11 protein-coding genes and 1 pseudogene are annotated in these 14472 nt (G+C 71.9%); 6 read left to right on the top strand and 6 right to left on the bottom strand.

What is annotated here, in order from left to right:
- Positions 1-157: 157 nt before the first annotated feature.
- Together ACWCSD_RS16360 and ACWCSD_RS16355 are read left to right on the top strand one after the other, a co-directional pair.
- Positions 158-1657: an LLM class flavin-dependent oxidoreductase gene (locus ACWCSD_RS16360; protein ID WP_449915722.1), complete on the top strand. Its 1500-nt coding sequence runs from the start codon at positions 158-160 to the stop codon at positions 1655-1657.
- Complete coding sequence (locus tag ACWCSD_RS16355; RefSeq protein WP_397163754.1) at positions 1627-2847, top strand: TerC family protein; 1221 nt, start codon at positions 1627-1629, stop codon at positions 2845-2847. Before ACWCSD_RS16360 ends, ACWCSD_RS16355 begins: the two co-directional genes overlap by 31 nt.
- On the opposite strand, the gene ACWCSD_RS16350 is transcribed toward ACWCSD_RS16355, so the two are convergent.
- Genes ACWCSD_RS16350 through ACWCSD_RS16340 form a run of 3 tightly spaced genes read right to left on the bottom strand, consistent with a single transcriptional unit; the run spans position 2840 to position 8168 of the window.
- Entirely contained in the window at positions 2840-4300 is a 1461-nt protein-coding gene (locus ACWCSD_RS16350; protein ID WP_449915719.1) for an MFS transporter, read from the bottom strand. The genes ACWCSD_RS16355 and ACWCSD_RS16350 overlap by 8 nt on opposite strands.
- A 27-nt stretch (positions 4301-4327) precedes the next feature.
- On the bottom strand, positions 4328-7510 hold the full coding sequence (locus ACWCSD_RS16345) for an AAA family ATPase (protein ID WP_449915717.1): 3183 nt from the start codon (positions 7508-7510) through the stop codon (positions 4328-4330).
- Positions 7511-7520: 10 nt separating this feature from the next.
- Entirely contained in the window at positions 7521-8168 is a 648-nt protein-coding gene (locus ACWCSD_RS16340; RefSeq protein WP_449915714.1) for a hypothetical protein, read from the bottom strand.
- Positions 8169-8460: 292 nt separating this feature from the next.
- Between ACWCSD_RS16340 and ACWCSD_RS16335 the strand changes: the two genes are divergently transcribed.
- The gene (locus tag ACWCSD_RS16335) at positions 8461-8796 is read left to right on the top strand and encodes a carboxymuconolactone decarboxylase family protein (RefSeq protein WP_352324894.1); all 336 of its coding nucleotides are present in this window, start codon (positions 8461-8463) and stop codon (positions 8794-8796) included.
- Here the strand turns inward: ACWCSD_RS16335 and ACWCSD_RS16330 are convergent.
- Positions 8756-9913: a PQQ-dependent sugar dehydrogenase gene (locus ACWCSD_RS16330; RefSeq protein WP_449915710.1), complete on the bottom strand. Its 1158-nt coding sequence runs from the start codon at positions 9911-9913 to the stop codon at positions 8756-8758. The two genes, ACWCSD_RS16335 and ACWCSD_RS16330, sit on opposite strands and share 41 nt — an antisense overlap.
- Positions 9914-9959: 46 nt before the next feature.
- Between ACWCSD_RS16330 and ACWCSD_RS16325 the strand changes: the two genes are divergently transcribed.
- A complete protein-coding gene (locus ACWCSD_RS16325; RefSeq protein WP_358285009.1) occupies positions 9960-10712 on the top strand; it encodes an SDR family NAD(P)-dependent oxidoreductase in 753 nt (250 codons plus the stop codon).
- Between the two features lie 114 nt (positions 10713-10826).
- Here ACWCSD_RS16325 and ACWCSD_RS16320 read toward each other — a convergent pair whose 3' ends face one another.
- The gene (locus ACWCSD_RS16320; protein WP_352357172.1) at positions 10827-12038 is read right to left on the bottom strand and encodes an ABC transporter ATP-binding protein; all 1212 of its coding nucleotides are present in this window, start codon (positions 12036-12038) and stop codon (positions 10827-10829) included.
- A 174-nt stretch (positions 12039-12212) separates the two neighbouring features.
- On the opposite strand from ACWCSD_RS16320, the gene ACWCSD_RS16315 reads away from it, so the two are divergent.
- Entirely contained in the window at positions 12213-13295 is a 1083-nt protein-coding gene (locus ACWCSD_RS16315; RefSeq protein WP_397163744.1) for a LacI family DNA-binding transcriptional regulator, read from the top strand.
- Between the two features lie 18 nt (positions 13296-13313).
- Here the strand turns inward: ACWCSD_RS16315 and ACWCSD_RS16310 are convergent, their stop codons facing one another.
- On the bottom strand, positions 13314-14111 hold the full coding sequence (locus tag ACWCSD_RS16310; protein ID WP_397163743.1) for an alpha/beta fold hydrolase: 798 nt from the start codon (positions 14109-14111) through the stop codon (positions 13314-13316).
- Between the two features lie 156 nt (positions 14112-14267).
- Here ACWCSD_RS16310 and ACWCSD_RS16305 point away from each other — a divergent pair.
- Positions 14268-14472: pseudogene (locus ACWCSD_RS16305) on the top strand (hypothetical protein); the annotation flags it as partial.

Raw genomic sequence — 14472 nt, 5'->3', positions numbered from 1 at the left:
CATTTCCCGGTTTTTGCCCGAATGTGAACGCCGTGTTAATCGTGCCGCCACCCGTCCCGCTATTAGGGGGTAAATCCAATAAAGACGGTTAGCTGGGGCAGGTCGGCCGTCCGGGGGACGGCGGCCGTACGACGATCGAGGCCGGGGGATGATGATCATGGAGGATGTCTGGTTCGGCGCGCTGCTCGCGCCCGAGGCGGCGGACGGCGACCGGGTCCTGCGGCACGCCGAGCTCGCCGACCGGCTCGGCCTGGACCTGGTCGGCGTCCAGGACCACCCCTACCAGGCGGGATTCCTCGACTCCTGGACCCTGCTGGCCACCATCGCGCAGCGCACCGAGCGCGTCCGGCTGGTGCCCGACGTGGCCAACGTGCCGCTGCGCCCGCCCGCCGTGCTGGCCAGGGCCGCCGCCTCGCTGGACATCCTCAGCGGCGGCCGGGTGGAGCTGGGGCTCGGCGCGGGCGCGCTGTGGGACGCCATCGCCGCCATGGGCGGCCCCCGGCTCTCCCCCGGCGAGTCGATCGAGGCGCTGGCCGAGGCGATCACGGTCATCCGGGCGCTGTGGACGCCGGGCGACCCGGTGACCTTCTCCGGCGGTCACCACCGGCTGGCGGGCGCGCGGCCCGGCCCGTTCCCGCCGCACCCGATCGGGATCTGGATCGGCGCGACCGGGCGGCGGATGCTGGAGCTGACCGGCCGGACCGGCGACGGCTGGCTGACCTCGTCCTTCCACAGCCCGCCCGAGGCGGTGACCGCGCAGGCCAGGATCCTCGACGCGGCCGCCGCGGACGCCGGGCGCGACCCGGCGGCGATCCGCAAGGTCTACAACCTCGGCGGCAGCCTGTCGCCGCTGCCCGGCGCGGGCTTCCTCGACGGGCCAGCCGCCCTGTGGGCCGAGCAGCTCACGGAGCTGGTGTTCGAGGCGGGCATGAGCGGGTTCGTGCTGGCCCCGGGGGTGGAGGCCGAGCGCGATCTGCGGGTGTTCGCCGAGGAGGTCGCGCCCGCCGTACGGGCGGCCGTGGCCAGGGAACGCGGCCGGCCCGCGCCCGAGCCGGTCCGCCGGCCGGTGACGATCCCCGACCTGGACGAGCCCGGCCGGCCCAGGACGGCCGGCGGCGACCCGGCCGCCCTGCCCCCCGACCAGGCCCGGCTTGGCCGCCGCCTGGTGGACGTGCACGACGGCTACCGCGCCCAGCTCCGCCAGGTCAGGGACGCGATCGAGCAGGTCGCCGCCGAGACCGCGGCCCCGCGCCAGGACGGCGACCGGCTCGCGCTGCGCCAGAACCACTGGACGCTCGGCGTGTTCTGCGCGACCTTCCGCCGCCTGCTGACCGTGCACCACGACGTCGAGCACGGCAGCACCTTCCCCGCCCTCACCGAGCGCGACCCCGCCCTGGAGCCGGTGGTCAAGAAGCTGGAACAGGAGCACGAGGTCATCGCCGAGCTGCTGGACCGCCTGGACCGGGCGTGCGCGGAGATGATCGCCGACCCGGCCAGGATCGACCGGGTCCGGGCCGGCGTCGAACGGCTCTCGCAGGCCCTGGCCTCGCACTTCGCCTACGAGGAGGCGGAATTGGCCGAGCCGGTCGGCCGCCTGGAGATCCGCCTTCAGCCCGAGGAGCGTTCGTGGACGTGTCCGCGCCCGTGTGGTGGCTGACGATCCTGGGGATCGCCGGCCTGCTGCTGTTCGACTTCTTCTTCCACGTGCGGCAGGCGCACGTCCCCGCGCTGCGCGAGGCGGCCGTCTGGTCGGCCCTGTACGTCGGGATCGCCCTGCTGTTCGGCGTGGGCGTGTGGGCGTTCGGCGGCGCCGAGCCGGGCGCGGAGTACTTCGCCGGGTACGTGACCGAGAAGGCGCTGTCGGTCGACAACCTGTTCGTCTTCCTCGTCATCATGGCGAGCTTCCGGGTGCCGCGCGCCGACCAGCAGAAGGCCCTGCTGTTCGGCATCGTCTTCTCGCTGATCGCCAGGACCGGGTTCATCCTCCTCGGCGCCGCGATGATCGAGACGTTCGCCTGGGTGTTCTACGTCTTCAGCCTGATCCTGCTGCTCACGGCGGGCAACCTGCTGCGGCCCGAGGGCGGCGAGGGCCACACCGACAACGTCATGGTCCGCCTGGCCCGCGGGCTGTTCCGCGCCACCGACAGCTACGACGGCGACCGGCTGTTCACGGTGGTGGACGGCCGCCGGGTGATGACGCCGATGTTGCTGGTCATGATCGCCCTGGCCGGCACCGACGTGCTGTTCGCACTCGACTCCATCCCGGCCATCTTCGGCCTCACCCAGAACGTCTACCTCGTCTTCACCGCCACCGCCTTCTCCCTGCTGGGGCTGCGGCAGCTCTACTTCCTCATCGACGGCCTGCTCGACCGGCTCATCTACCTCGCCTACGGGCTGGCGGTCATCCTGGCCTTCATCGGCGTCAAACTCGGGCTGCACGCGCTGCACGAGAACAACGTGCCGTTCATCAACGACGGCGAGCCGGTGAACGTCACCGAGATCAGCACCGGGCTGTCCCTGTCGGTGATCGTCGGCGTGCTGCTGGTCACCGTTGCCGCCTCGCTGGCCAGCCCCCGCGGCCGGGCGCAGAACGTGGTGTCGGCCGTCCGCCGGCACGCCCAGGACTACCTGGACGTGGAGAAGGACCCGGCGCGGCGCGAGGAGGTCTACCGCGACCTGCTCGCGGCCGAGGCGCGGCTGGGCGAGCTGCCGGAGCGGCAGCGGGCCGGCGTCGCCCGGGACGAGCGGCTGACCGCCCTGGTGGCGCGGGCGCACGCCGAGCACCAGGCCGAGCACCAGACCGGGCACCAGGCCGGGCACCAGGGCGGGCAGGACCCGGCTAGGTAGGGGTGGCCTGGCGGGAGGTCAGCGGGGCCGCGATGTGCTCCAGCGGCGTGCGCTCGGCCTTCACCCCGAAGACGATCTCCACCAGCCCGGCCGCCACCATCATCCCGGCGCCGAAGCAGTAGCCGTAGAACAGCCGGGTGGGGTCGGGGTTGCGCTGGTCGCCGATGAGGGAGGCGAAGACCGTCGGCCCGAACGCGCCCGCGACCTGCCCGAGCGCGAAGAAGATGGCGATGGCCTGGGCCCGCAGCTCGATGGGGAAGATCTCGCTCACGGTCAGGTACGCCGAGCTGGCCGCCGCCGAGGCGATGAAGAAGATCACCGACCAGAGCACGGTCTGCGTGACCGCCGTCAGCATCCCCTCCTTGAACAGCCACCCGGTCACCGCCAGCAGCAGCCCCGAGGTGATGTACGTGGCCGAGATCATCTGCCTGCGCCCGACCGTGTCGAACAGCCTGCCCAGCAGCAGCGGCCCGAGCAGGTTCCCGGCCGCGAAGGCGAACATGTACTGCGGCACCGAGCCCGCCGGGACGCCGTAGAAGTGCGTCAGCACCAGCGAGTAGGTGAAGAACACGGCGTTGTAGAGGAACGACTGGCAGATCATCAGCGTCGCCCCCAGCACCGAGCGTTCCGGGTACGTGCGGAACAACGTCCTGGCGACCTGCGACAGCGGCGCGTGATGCTCGGGGACGATCTCCAGCGCCTGCTCCTGCGGCACCGGCTCCAGCCTGACCCGGTCCTCCCACTCGACCTCCCGCTCGATGCGGGCGACGACCAGCTCGGCCTCCTCCTCGCGGCCGTGCGTCATCAGCCAGCGCGGGCTCTCCGGCAGGTGCCGGCGCAGCCCCCAGATGGCCAGGCCGATCACCGGCCCGACCGCGAACCCGAGCCGCCAGGCCCAGTCGGGGTCCAGCGGCCCGCCCGGGTGCAACAGCAGGAACGTGGCCGAGGTGGCCAGCAGCGACCCCAGCCAGTAGGTGCCGTTGATGGCCAGGTCCACGTGGCCCCGGTAGTGGGAGGGGATCATCTCGTCGATGGCGGAGTTGACGGCCGCGTACTCGCCGCCGATGCCCGCCCCGGCCACGAACCGCAGCACCAGGAAGCTCCACAGGTCCCACGACAGGGCGGTCAGGCCGCTGGCGACCAGGTAGATGCCGAGCGTGAGGATGAACAGCTTCCGGCGGCCGAGCCGGTCGGACAGCCAGCCGAAGTAGAGCGCGCCGGCCACCTGGCCGATCAGGTAGACGGTGGCCGACAGGCCCACCTCGGCGGAGGTGAAGCCGAGCGTGTCGGGGCGCTGCAGGAACGCCCCGACGTTGCTGGCGATGGTGATCTCCAGCCCGTCGAGCACCCAGGCCACGCCGAGCGCGATCACCAGCCGGGTGTGGAACGGCGCCCACGGCAGGCGGTCCATGCGGGCGGGGACCAGGCTGCGTACGACGCCGTCCTTGCTCATACATCCTTACTCTAAGTGACCATATGATCACCCATCGGCCCGGGTCCCGTTGCCGTTGCCGTTGCCGGTGCCGTCGTAGCCGAGCAGCCGCATGGCGGTGTCCGGGTCCATGGCCGCGGCCAGCAGCTGGGCCCGCCGGTGGGCCTCGTCGCGCTCGCGTTCCGCCTTGGCCTGCGCCGTCCGTACGCCCCTGACCGCCACGAACGCGAGCCCGGCGCCCACGACCACCCCGACGACCACGACGAACAGCAGGAGCAGCAGGGCCGGCGAGGCGAGCGCGGGGGCCGCCGCGACGTCGGCGCCCGCGCCGGGCACCGCGCCGGTCACCGCCAGCGCCGCGATCAGGGCCAGCGCGATCAGCCCGAGCAGGCTGGCCACGACCAGCCAGGCCCGTCCGGCGCGCCGCCGCGGCCCGGCCTCGGCGACCGCCCCGGGGACCGGCCCGAAGCCCGCGTGCGGGACGGCGGCCGGAATCCCCGCCGGGACCGCCTGGACCGCCGACGAGACCGCTGACGGGCCCGCTGATGGGCCCGCTGATGGGACTGCTGACGGGACTGCTGACGGGACTGCTGACGGGATTGCGGCGGCCCGCGGGGCTGGCGCCCACGGCACGAACTCGGGCCGATCACCACCCTGTTCGACGCCCTGCCCGACACCCTGCCCGACACCCTGCCCGACACCCTGCCCGCCGCCCGGGTCGATCCGGGTGACCTCGGCCGTGATCACCTGCGCCGCGGCCGGGGCGGCGCCCGCGGCCGGGGCGGCGAAGGCGACCGCCCGGGGCGCGGCCTCCTCCTCCACCGGGCCGGGCAGCTCGCGCTCGATGCGGCTGTGCTCCTTGTGCGCCCTGGCCGCGTCGTGGTGGTAGTCCTCCAGCTGCTCGTAGAGCTCGTCGGAGGCGTAGATCGTGCCGTCCACGAGCGGTCCGCGCTCGCCCCGGATGACGGCCACCACGTCGTCGCCGTTGAGCGTCTTGTGCGTCTCCAGGGCGTGCGCCAGGCACAGCACCTGCCTGCGGTGCTCCTCCAGCAGCCGCTCGGTCTTCTCCAGCAGCCGCACCAGGTTGAACTCGATGCGCTCGCCCAGCACGTCGGGGGTCAGGTCGGGCGCGGCACGCACCGGCTCGCGCTCGGTGATGCCGATGCCGCCGCCCCCGCCGCCCCGGCCGCGCATGGCCTTGCCGCCGTGGATCTCCAGCTCCTGCAGCGCGGGCAGCGACGTGACGCCGGAGCCCATCCCCCAGTACGACTCCATGAGCGCGGTGAGGAACGTGGCCGCGTGCAGGTCGCCGGAGACGCCGGAGGAGTTGTCCTCGCCGAAGAACATGCGCTCGCCGGCCAGCGAGGCCAGGGAGACCATGATGTCGGCCTCGTACTCGGACTTCCAGCGGGTGAACTGGTCCTCGGGCTTGATCGAGGCGACCATGCCCAGGTAGTCGGCGCCCTTCTCGATGGTGGCGATGTCGATCTCCAGATGGAACCGGGTCACGTACGCCACCACGGCGTGGCACGCCTCGTGCACGGCCACGGCGTGCCGCTCGCGCTCGATGTACTCGACGTCCTCGGGCGGGCCGAGCTGCTTGAGCCGCTTGGCGCGCAGCACGTCCGACCAGGTGATGACCTCCCGGCCGTCGCGGATGGCGGTGATCAGCGACTCGTTGACCAGGTCCTTGATCGTGGCCCCGGTCGCGTACGGCGTGATCGTGGCCAGCTTGTCGATCTGCTCCCCGGTGAGCTCGTGCTCGACCTTGTCGAAATAGCCCTGGTACGTCCGTACCCGCCCGGCCTTGGACGGGTAGCCGACCTTGTAGATGCGGTCGATGCGGCCCGGCCGCAGCAGTGCCTCGTCCAGCGCGTCGGGCCGGTTGGTGGCCATCATGACGAGGATGCGGTATTTGGGCGGCGGCTTGGGCCGCATCCCGAGCAGCCGCCTGACCAGCCGGTTGAAGAAGCCGCGCGGCTTCTTGAGCCCGGACAGCTCGGTGAGCAGCGCCTGGAGGGTGCCGGGGTCGCCGCTGTTCATCATGCCGCCGCCGGCGAAGAAGCGCTCGCGCCAGGTGCCCGGCGGGTCGGCGGCCTCCCGCCGCCCCTTGAAGGCCAGCACCGAGCGGCTCTCCTCCGACAGGTACGTCATCCCGTGGCAGCCGGAGTGCGCAGTGAAGCCGGAGTGCCCGAACATGCCGGAGGGCCCAGGCAAGCCGGTGTGCGCCGAGAAGCCGCCCTGCCCCGGCGGACCCTGCTGGGCCAGCTTGCCGCGCTTGCCGAGCGAGTCGGCCTCGTCGAAGAAGACGATCACGCCGCCGTACCGCAGCGCCAGCTTGCGCAGCTTCCTGAACAGGCCCTTGACCTTCAGGATGCCGACGCCCATGAACATGTTCGTGAAGGCTCCCGGATCCACGAACACGTACGGCTTGCCGGTCTCGCCGGCCACGGCCTCGGCCATCAGCGTCTTGCCGGTGCCCGGCGGGCCCCACAGCAGCAGGCCGCTGGGCACGTACCCGCCGCGCCGCTCGATCTCGTCGGGCCGCTCCAGGAAGACGATGTTCTCCTGGACCCGCTCGACCACGTGGTCCTGTCCCCAGACGTCGGCGAAGCGGGTCTTGATGTCGTCGGGGAAGTACGTCTCCACGCCGCCCCTGGACAGGAACCAGAACAGGCCGACGAACTGGATGATGACGAAGAAGAACAGGAAGACGATCTGCAGCAGGAACGGCAGCGCCTGCCAGATCAGCGTCGGCGCCTGCAACAGGGCGACGAACGGGCTGACGTCCAGCACCGCCCCCGCCACGAGCGCGGTCAGCGTGACGAAGAAGGCGATCTTCAGGGCTCGGGAGATGCGGTACCTGGTCCAGTCGTCGAAGCGCCGGTGCGTCCACCGCTCGAACCCGCCGAAGACCTTCTGGCTCCAGAACCGGTGGTAGCCCGACCAGTGCTCGCTGACCAGGAAGTGCAGTTGCCGCAGGGCCTCGGCGCCGAGCAGCCAGAAGATCCACTGGTACTCGTAGCCGATCTTCCAGGCCGCCTCGGGGAAGGTCACGACGCCCGTCCAGTCGGCCATCACCTTCCAGGTGAGGATCAGGTAGGCCAGGACCAGCGCGACGAGGAACTTGCTCCGGTCCCAGAACTGCATCTTCTTCCTGGTCACGGAGTCGGGGTCGGAGGGCCCGCTGCCGGGGGCGCGCAGCCCTTCGTGCTGAACGGTGGTGGTCACTGACGTCCCCTCATCCGGGCAGCCGGAGCAGCTTGAACGAAGCCGCGATCTTGTCGAACTCGGCGCCGCGGTCGCGGTAGCAGGTCGCCCGGCAGCCGATGAGCATGACCGAGACCGTCGCGCCCTTCTCGTCGAGGATCGCGGTCTGGTCGAACGTCTGGACGTCGGCGCCGATCTGGTAGTTGAAGCGCACCCGCACGCCTCTGGCGCCGTTCTCCAGGGCGAGGACGTCGTCGCTGAGGAGCTCGAACTTGGCGAACATGGGCGGCCGGCCGGTGGTCATGGCCTGCTGCTCGTACAGCTCGCGCATCGGGTCCGTCACGGGCAACACGAAGTCGCGCAGCCGGTTGAGCGAGATCGCGTCCCGCTGCTGCTCGGTGAGCTTGTGCACGGTGGCGTACACGAACGGGTCGGACGAGCTCAGCAGATGGTTGACCGACGGCTCGGCCGACTGGTCGAAGGCCGTGGACCAGACCCGCTGCGCGCGCGTCGCCGCCGCCAGCGAACCGGGTCGGTCACCCGTCAGATAGAGTTCGATCGGATTGGCGTTGAGCTGCGTGAACGAGGCGGGCACCTTGAAATAGGTGGTGCCTTCCCTGTCCCGTACGTAGGTGAACTCCGGCTGCCCGCACGCCGACAGCACGAAAACCGCGACCATGAGCGCGATCCAAGCCCGTGTCCTTTTCACCAGGGCTTACCTCCGCTTTACGGACCAACGCAGTTGTTGTGCCCGCTTTCATGCGGAATGAGGCCGGATGCACGATGAGAAATCTTGACCAAATCTTGGCCATTGATTGGCTTTACTTGTTACAGATCACCAAATGGTGGTATGGGCCAGGTCGCCACACTCTACGGTCGCCCGGGATACAACGTTCGTGCAACCCCCATTGGTAGACCACAGGAAGTAGCAAAGGATATGAGGACGCCCATCCCGAGCCTCGGAGCGCACCATGAAAGAACCCGCGATGGAGACCGTCGACTCCTTCGGCATGACGGCTGAGCGGCAGTTCGCCGACCTGTGGTCGAGGACCGCCCTGTCGGTCAAGGAGCGCCGGCTGCTGCTGCTCGGGCTGCTCGTCGGACAGGGGCTCGACGAGCTGACCGCCGTGCAGCTCGACGTCGCGCTGCGGGCGGGCGACCTGAGCGAGAGCGAGCTGCGCGAAGTGGTGGTCTTCCTGACCCACTACGCCGGCTGGACCCGCGGATCGCGGCTCAACGACCAGGTCGAGGAGCTGATCGAGCGGGTCAGGCAGGCTCGATCCGGTAGAGCGGACCCCGCAGGCTGAGCGCGTAGAGCTCGCCGTCGAGCCCCTCCCCGAAGGAGGAGAGCTGCTCGACCCGGCCGATCTCGGCCGCCTTCGACGGCTCGGCCGCGGGCGCGGCCCGGACCCAGCCGGCGCAGAAGTCCCCGTACAGGAAGCTGCCGCGCAGCCAGGGCAGCGCGGCGCCGCGGTAGACGTACCCGGCGATCACCGAGCAGTTGCCGTCCTTGTGCAGGGGGTAGGTGATGACCGGCTCGGTCAGGCCGCGGCCCGTGCCCCCGCGGAAGGGCCGCCCGCCCTCGCGCAGGTTCCAGCCGTAGTTCTCGCCGCCCTTGGAGGCGGCCGGCTGGCGGTCGACCTCCTCCACCTCGTCCTGGCCGACGTCGCCGATCCACAGGTCGCCGCTGTGCCGGTCGAAGCCGAACCGCCAGGGGTTGCGCAGGCCGTAGGCCCAGATCTCGGGCCGCGCGCCGTCCTTCCCGGCGAACGGGTTGTCCCGCGGTACCTTGTACGGCCTGCCGCGCGGGTCGATGCGCAGGATCTTGCCCAGCAGCGTGCCGAGGTCCTGGCCGTTGCCCTGCGGGTCGCCCGCGCTGCCACCGTCGCCGAGCCCGACGTAGAGGTGGCCGTCGGGGCCGAAGGCGAGCTGGCCGCCGTTGTGGTTGGCGTACGGCTGCTCCTGGGTGAGCACGTCGCGCCGGCCGGTGGCGCGCCGGCCGTCGAAGGCCCATTCGGTGACGTGGGTGGCGCCGCGGGTGTCGGTCCAGTCGAGGTAGAGCCAGCGGCCGGAGGGATGGAAGGCCACGCCGAGCAGGCCCTGCTCGTTGCCGCCGCTCACCTCGCCCGACAGGTCGACGATGACGTCGCCGTCCGTGGCGCGCAGCCGGCCGCCCTGCTCGGCGACGTAGAGCCGGGCGTCGCCCTTGCGCGCGGCGAGGGCGACCGGCCGTTCGAACCGGCCGAGCTCGCGGAAGCGCACCTGCCGGGGAGCGCTCTTCGGCTCGGGGCTCGCCGGCGGAGAAGGCCGAGTGGAGGCCGGCGGGGCGGGCGGGGCGGAGGACACGGTGGCCGGGCCGGGTGGTGGCGAGGCGGCCGAGCAGGCGGTGAGGGCCAGGAGGAGCACGGCCGCGAGGGGGCGCACGCCGTCCATACTCGCACGCCCGACCGGGGACGTTAAGGTTCAGGACATGCCTACCGCATTGATCACGGGCGCCACCGCCGGCATCGGCGCCGCGTTCGCCCGCCGCCTGGCCGCCGACGCCTGCTCGCTCGTCCTGGTCGCGCGCGACGAGCAGCGGCTCGTCCAGGTCGCCGACCAGCTCAGGCTCAGGTACGGCGTGGACGTCGAGGTGCTGCCCGCCGACCTGGCCACCGAGGAGGGCCTGGCCAGGGTCGAGTCGAGGCTCCGCGACGGCGTCGACCTGCTGGTGAACAACGCCGGTTTCGGCCACCCCGGCGACTTCCTGAAGGTGCCGGTCGAGGACGAGCTGCGCATGCTGAAGGTCCACTGCGAGGCCGTGCTGCGGCTCACCCTGGCGGCGCTGCCCGCGATGCGCAAGCGTGACCGGGGCGCGGTGATCAACGTGGCGTCGGTCGCGGCGTTCTTCTCCCGCGGCACCTACAGCGCCTCGAAGGCGTGGGTGGTCAACTTCAGCGAGTCGGCGGCCAACGACGTGCGCAACCCGCGGATCAAGATCATGGCGCTGTGCCCGGGTTTCGTGCGCACCGAGTTCCACCAGCGGGCGTCCATGGACACCTCGGGCATCCCGGGGTTCCTGTGGCTGAAGGCCGACAACGTGGTCAGGGACGCCATGCGCGACCTCGCGCTCGGCAAGCGGGTCTCGGTGCCCGACCTGCGCTACAAGGCCATCGTGGCGATCGGCAAGCTGGTGCCGCACAACCTGGCCGGGCGCGTCTCGGCCAGGCTCGGCCGCCGCTGACCTCGGGGCGTGCCACAACAAGGTGGGCCCCCGCCGCGGGAGGGGGTCGCGGTGGGGGCCCGGGACGGCCGTGAGTAACTCACGGCCGGGAACCGGAAGATCCGGCGGGCTCTGCTAGCGGTTGGCCTCGTGGCCGATGGCCAGGCCGCTCGTCGGGTCGAAGAAGTGCAGGTTGTGCGTGTCCAGGACCAGGTCGATGCGCTGGCCGGGGCGCACGTGGCTGCGGGCGTTGACGCGGGCGGTCCACAGGGACTTGTCGCCCACGAGCGGCAGCGCCGCCTCCTCGTCGTCGCCCGTGTCGGCGGCGGCGACGGTGTCCTTGTGCTCGACCGGCGGGGCGTCGATCAGGAACAGCACGTTGATCTCGGAGCCCAGCTCCTCGGTGACCTCCGCCTTGACGGGCAGGGTGGCCCAGCCGTTGGCGTGGTTGCCGGCCGAGTTGGCGTCCTCGAAGTCCGACGGGCGGATGCCGAGGATGACCTTCTTGCCGATGTACTGGTCGAGGCCCGGCTTGTCGGCGAAGGCCGAGTCGGGGATCGGCAGGCTGATGTCGGCGAAGCGCACGACCGCGCCGTTGTCGCGGGCCAGCTCGGCGGTGACGAAGTTCATCGAGGGCGAGCCCATGAAGCCGGCGACGAACAGGTTGACCGGCTTGTCGAACAGGTTCTGCGGGGTGTCGACCTGCTGGAGAAGACCGTCGCGCAGGACGCAGACGCGGTCGCCGAGGGTCATGGCCTCGACCTGGTCGTGGGTGACGTACACGGTGGTGACGCCGAGGCGCTCGTGCAGGGTGTTGAGCGAGGCGCGCATGGAGACGCGGAGCTTGGCGTCGAGGTTCGACAGCGGCTCGTCCATGAGGAAGGCCTGCGGCTCGCGGACGATGGCGCGGCCCATGGCGACACGCTGGCGCTGACCACCGGACAGAGCGGCCGGCTTGCGCTTGAGGTAGGTCTCCAGGCCGAGCATCTTGGCGGCCTCGTTGACCCGCTTCTGGATCTCCGGCTTGGGCATCTTGCGGAGCTTGAGGCCGAAGGCGAGGTTCTCCTCGACCGTCATGTGCGGGTAGAGCGCGTAGTTCTGGAAGACCATCGCGATGTCGCGGTCCTTCGGCGGAAGGTGGTTGACCACCTTGTCGCCGATGGCGATCTCGCCGCCGCTGATGTCCTCAAGGCCGGCGATCATCCGGAGCGCGGTCGACTTGCCGCAACCCGATGGGCCCACCAGCACCATGAACTCGCCGTCCTTGATCTCAAGGTTCAGCCCGTTCACGGCCTTCACGCCACCGGCGTAGATCTTGTCGACGTTCGTCAGAACGATGGATGCCATGACATTCCTTCGCGCTCCAGGGCGATCGGCCCGGACGTTGGTTCTCGGTTCCCGTGGATACGTTTTCACGTATCTCACCCGAAACGGACATCGGTGTCAAGGGGTACCGCGTGACCAGCCTTTGTAGGACCGATGGTCTTCCGGTGACCTGGAATCCATGATGGAATCGTTTCCATGGAGAAGCGGGCGACGATCAAGGATGTGGCCGAGGCGGCGGGCGTCGGCGTCGCGACCGTGTCCCGGGTGCTGTCGGGCGGCTCGGCCAGTCCCAGCACCAGGGAGCGGGTGCTGGCCGTCGCCGCCCAGCTCGACTACCGCCCCAGCGCGCTCGGCCGCAACCTGCGCCAGCGCCGCACCGGCGGCCTGGGCCTGCTGGTGCCCGACCTCACCGACACCTTCTACGGGCAGCTCTGCGAGGGCGTGCTCGCCTGCGCCCGGTCGGCGGGCGAGCCGGTCGTGCTGGGCTCGACGGGCGGCGACCCCGAGCAGGAGGCCGAGCTGATCGGCATGCTGCTCGAACAGAGCGTCGACCGGGTGATCGCGGTGCCCTCCGGCGACGCCGAGACGTGGGCCCCCGCGCTCAGGGCGGGCATGACGGTGGTCTTCGCCGACCGCCTGCCGCCCGAGGCCGGGCGCGACGGCGACCGCGACCCCGCCGAGAGCGCCCTCGACGATCTCATGCTCCTCGACGGCGTGGCCCCGCGCGGGCGCGTCCCCGAGGGCGCCGCGCGTCCGCTCGACGTGCCCGCCGTGCTGGCCGACGACCGCGCCGGCATCCGTACGGCCGTGCGCTACCTGCGGGGCCTCGGCCACCGGCGCATCGCCTTCCTCGGCGGCCCCGGCCACGACCGGCGGGCCGCCGCCTTCCGCGAGGCCGTGGGCGCGCCGGTGGACGAGGAGCTGGTGGTGTTCGGCACCGGCAGCCGCGACTCGGCGTACGCCGCCGCCTCCGGCCTGTTCCAGAGCCGTCCCGACCTGTCGGCCGTCGTCGCGGGCGGGAACGTCCTGGGCGAGGCGGCCGTGCTGGCCGCCCGCGAGCTCGACCTGCGGGTGCCGAAGGACGTGTCGCTGGTGATGTACGACGACGTGCCCTGGGCCGAGCTGTGCGCACCGCCGCTGACCGTGATCGCCCAGCCGGGCCGGGACATGGGATACCGGGCCTGCGAGCTGGTGCTGCGCGAGGGCACCCGGCGGGCGCGCTCGGTGGTGCTGCCCACCGAGCTGATCATCCGCGGGAGCTGCGGCCCCCGCAGGTGACCGGCGGGCGGCACGCGCTCAGCTCTCGCCGAGGACGTCCCGCGCGTGCGCCTCGATCACCTGGGCCACCTCCGCAGGCGCTCTCAGGTGCGCGCCGTGCCCCTGCCCGTGCAGCGTGACGCGCCGGGCGCCGGGGATCGTCTCCCGCAGGGCGTCGAGCCGCGCGCCGAGATGGGCGGGGCTGCGGTCGCCGCCGAGCAGCACCACCGGCGTGCGGATCGCCGCGTAGGCCGCCCGCCGGTCGCCCAGGGCGTCGATCGCCAGCAGGTCGTCGATCTGGCGGGGCGCGCGCAGCCGCGTCGGCCGATGGCAGGCCACCGCCACGGAGGTCAGCCAGGAGATCGCCGGCGACAGGCCCACCACGTCCCTGAAGAAGATCCGCATCGCCCGGCCCGGCCGGCCCGCCGCCACCGCGGCCGCGGCCGCCTGGCCGGCCGCGCCGCCGAGCGAGGGTCCGAGGGCGACGGGCGGCTCGTACAGGACCGCGCCCGCGAAGGCGTCCGGCGCGAGGAGCAGGGACTCCAGCGCGGCCACCGCGCCGGAGGAATGCCCGACGAGCAGGACGGGCCCGCCGAGCGCGGCCGCCACCGCCACCGCGTCGGCGGCCTCCTGCGCCATGGTGGCGGGCCCGGCCAGGTCCGGCCGGTACTGACGGCGCCGGACGCGCACCACGCGGAACCGCGGCGCGAGCAGCCCCGCGACCTTGCCCCACTGGGTGCCGTCGTCGAGCCCCGCGTGCAGGACGAGGACGGCCGGGCCCTGCCCCTCCTCGACCACCCGGACGTCGGTCCCGTCGGCGGATGTCACCGTGAGCATGGCGCCTCCTCAGTGCGGCCACTGTACGCCTCCTCAGCCCCGTAGTACCTCAGAGCTACGCGCAAGGTGCATCCCCCAGCGGGAAGCCGACTACAAGGCGTGATCCCTACCTTCGGTGCCGGAAGGAAGAACCGGCACGGAAGGGGACCATTCGCCATGGCATCGCTGAGGCACCGCCTGCTCGCCGCGCTCGTCACCGCTTCGGTGGCGGTGCCCGCGTCCGGCGCCGGCGGGTCCGCGGGGGTGCCCGCGCCCGTTCCCGCCGCCGTGGCGCCGCTGCGCGCCGCCACCCCCGCCGCGCTGTCCGCCGAGCTCGCCGGGCGGTACGCCGCCGGGCGCGCCGCCGTCCTGGCCGCCGAGC

The organism is Nonomuraea sp. NPDC001684 (assembly GCF_053596515.1).
The sequence above is the reverse complement of the archived record's forward strand: the minus strand, read 5'-3'. Positions and strand labels throughout refer to the sequence as shown.

What these genes read in the sequence shown, in the direction of transcription:
- ACWCSD_RS16320 (WP_352357172.1), bottom strand. Translation starts at nt 12,038, where the DNA reads ATGGCATCCATCGTTCTGACGAACGTCGACAAGATCTACGCCGGTGGC.
- ACWCSD_RS16335 (WP_352324894.1), top strand. Translation starts at nt 8,461, where the DNA reads ATGAAAGAACCCGCGATGGAGACCGTCGACTCCTTCGGCATGACGGCT.
- ACWCSD_RS16360 (WP_449915722.1), top strand. Translation starts at nt 158, where the DNA reads ATGGAGGATGTCTGGTTCGGCGCGCTGCTCGCGCCCGAGGCGGCGGAC.
- ACWCSD_RS16315 (WP_397163744.1), top strand. Translation starts at nt 12,213, where the DNA reads ATGGAGAAGCGGGCGACGATCAAGGATGTGGCCGAGGCGGCGGGCGTC.
- ACWCSD_RS16350 (WP_449915719.1), bottom strand. Translation starts at nt 4,300, where the DNA reads ATGAGCAAGGACGGCGTCGTACGCAGCCTGGTCCCCGCCCGCATGGAC.
- ACWCSD_RS16325 (WP_358285009.1), top strand. Translation starts at nt 9,960, where the DNA reads ATGCCTACCGCATTGATCACGGGCGCCACCGCCGGCATCGGCGCCGCG.
- ACWCSD_RS16310 (WP_397163743.1), bottom strand. Translation starts at nt 14,111, where the DNA reads ATGCTCACGGTGACATCCGCCGACGGGACCGACGTCCGGGTGGTCGAG.
- ACWCSD_RS16340 (WP_449915714.1), bottom strand. Translation starts at nt 8,168, where the DNA reads ATGGTCGCGGTTTTCGTGCTGTCGGCGTGCGGGCAGCCGGAGTTCACC.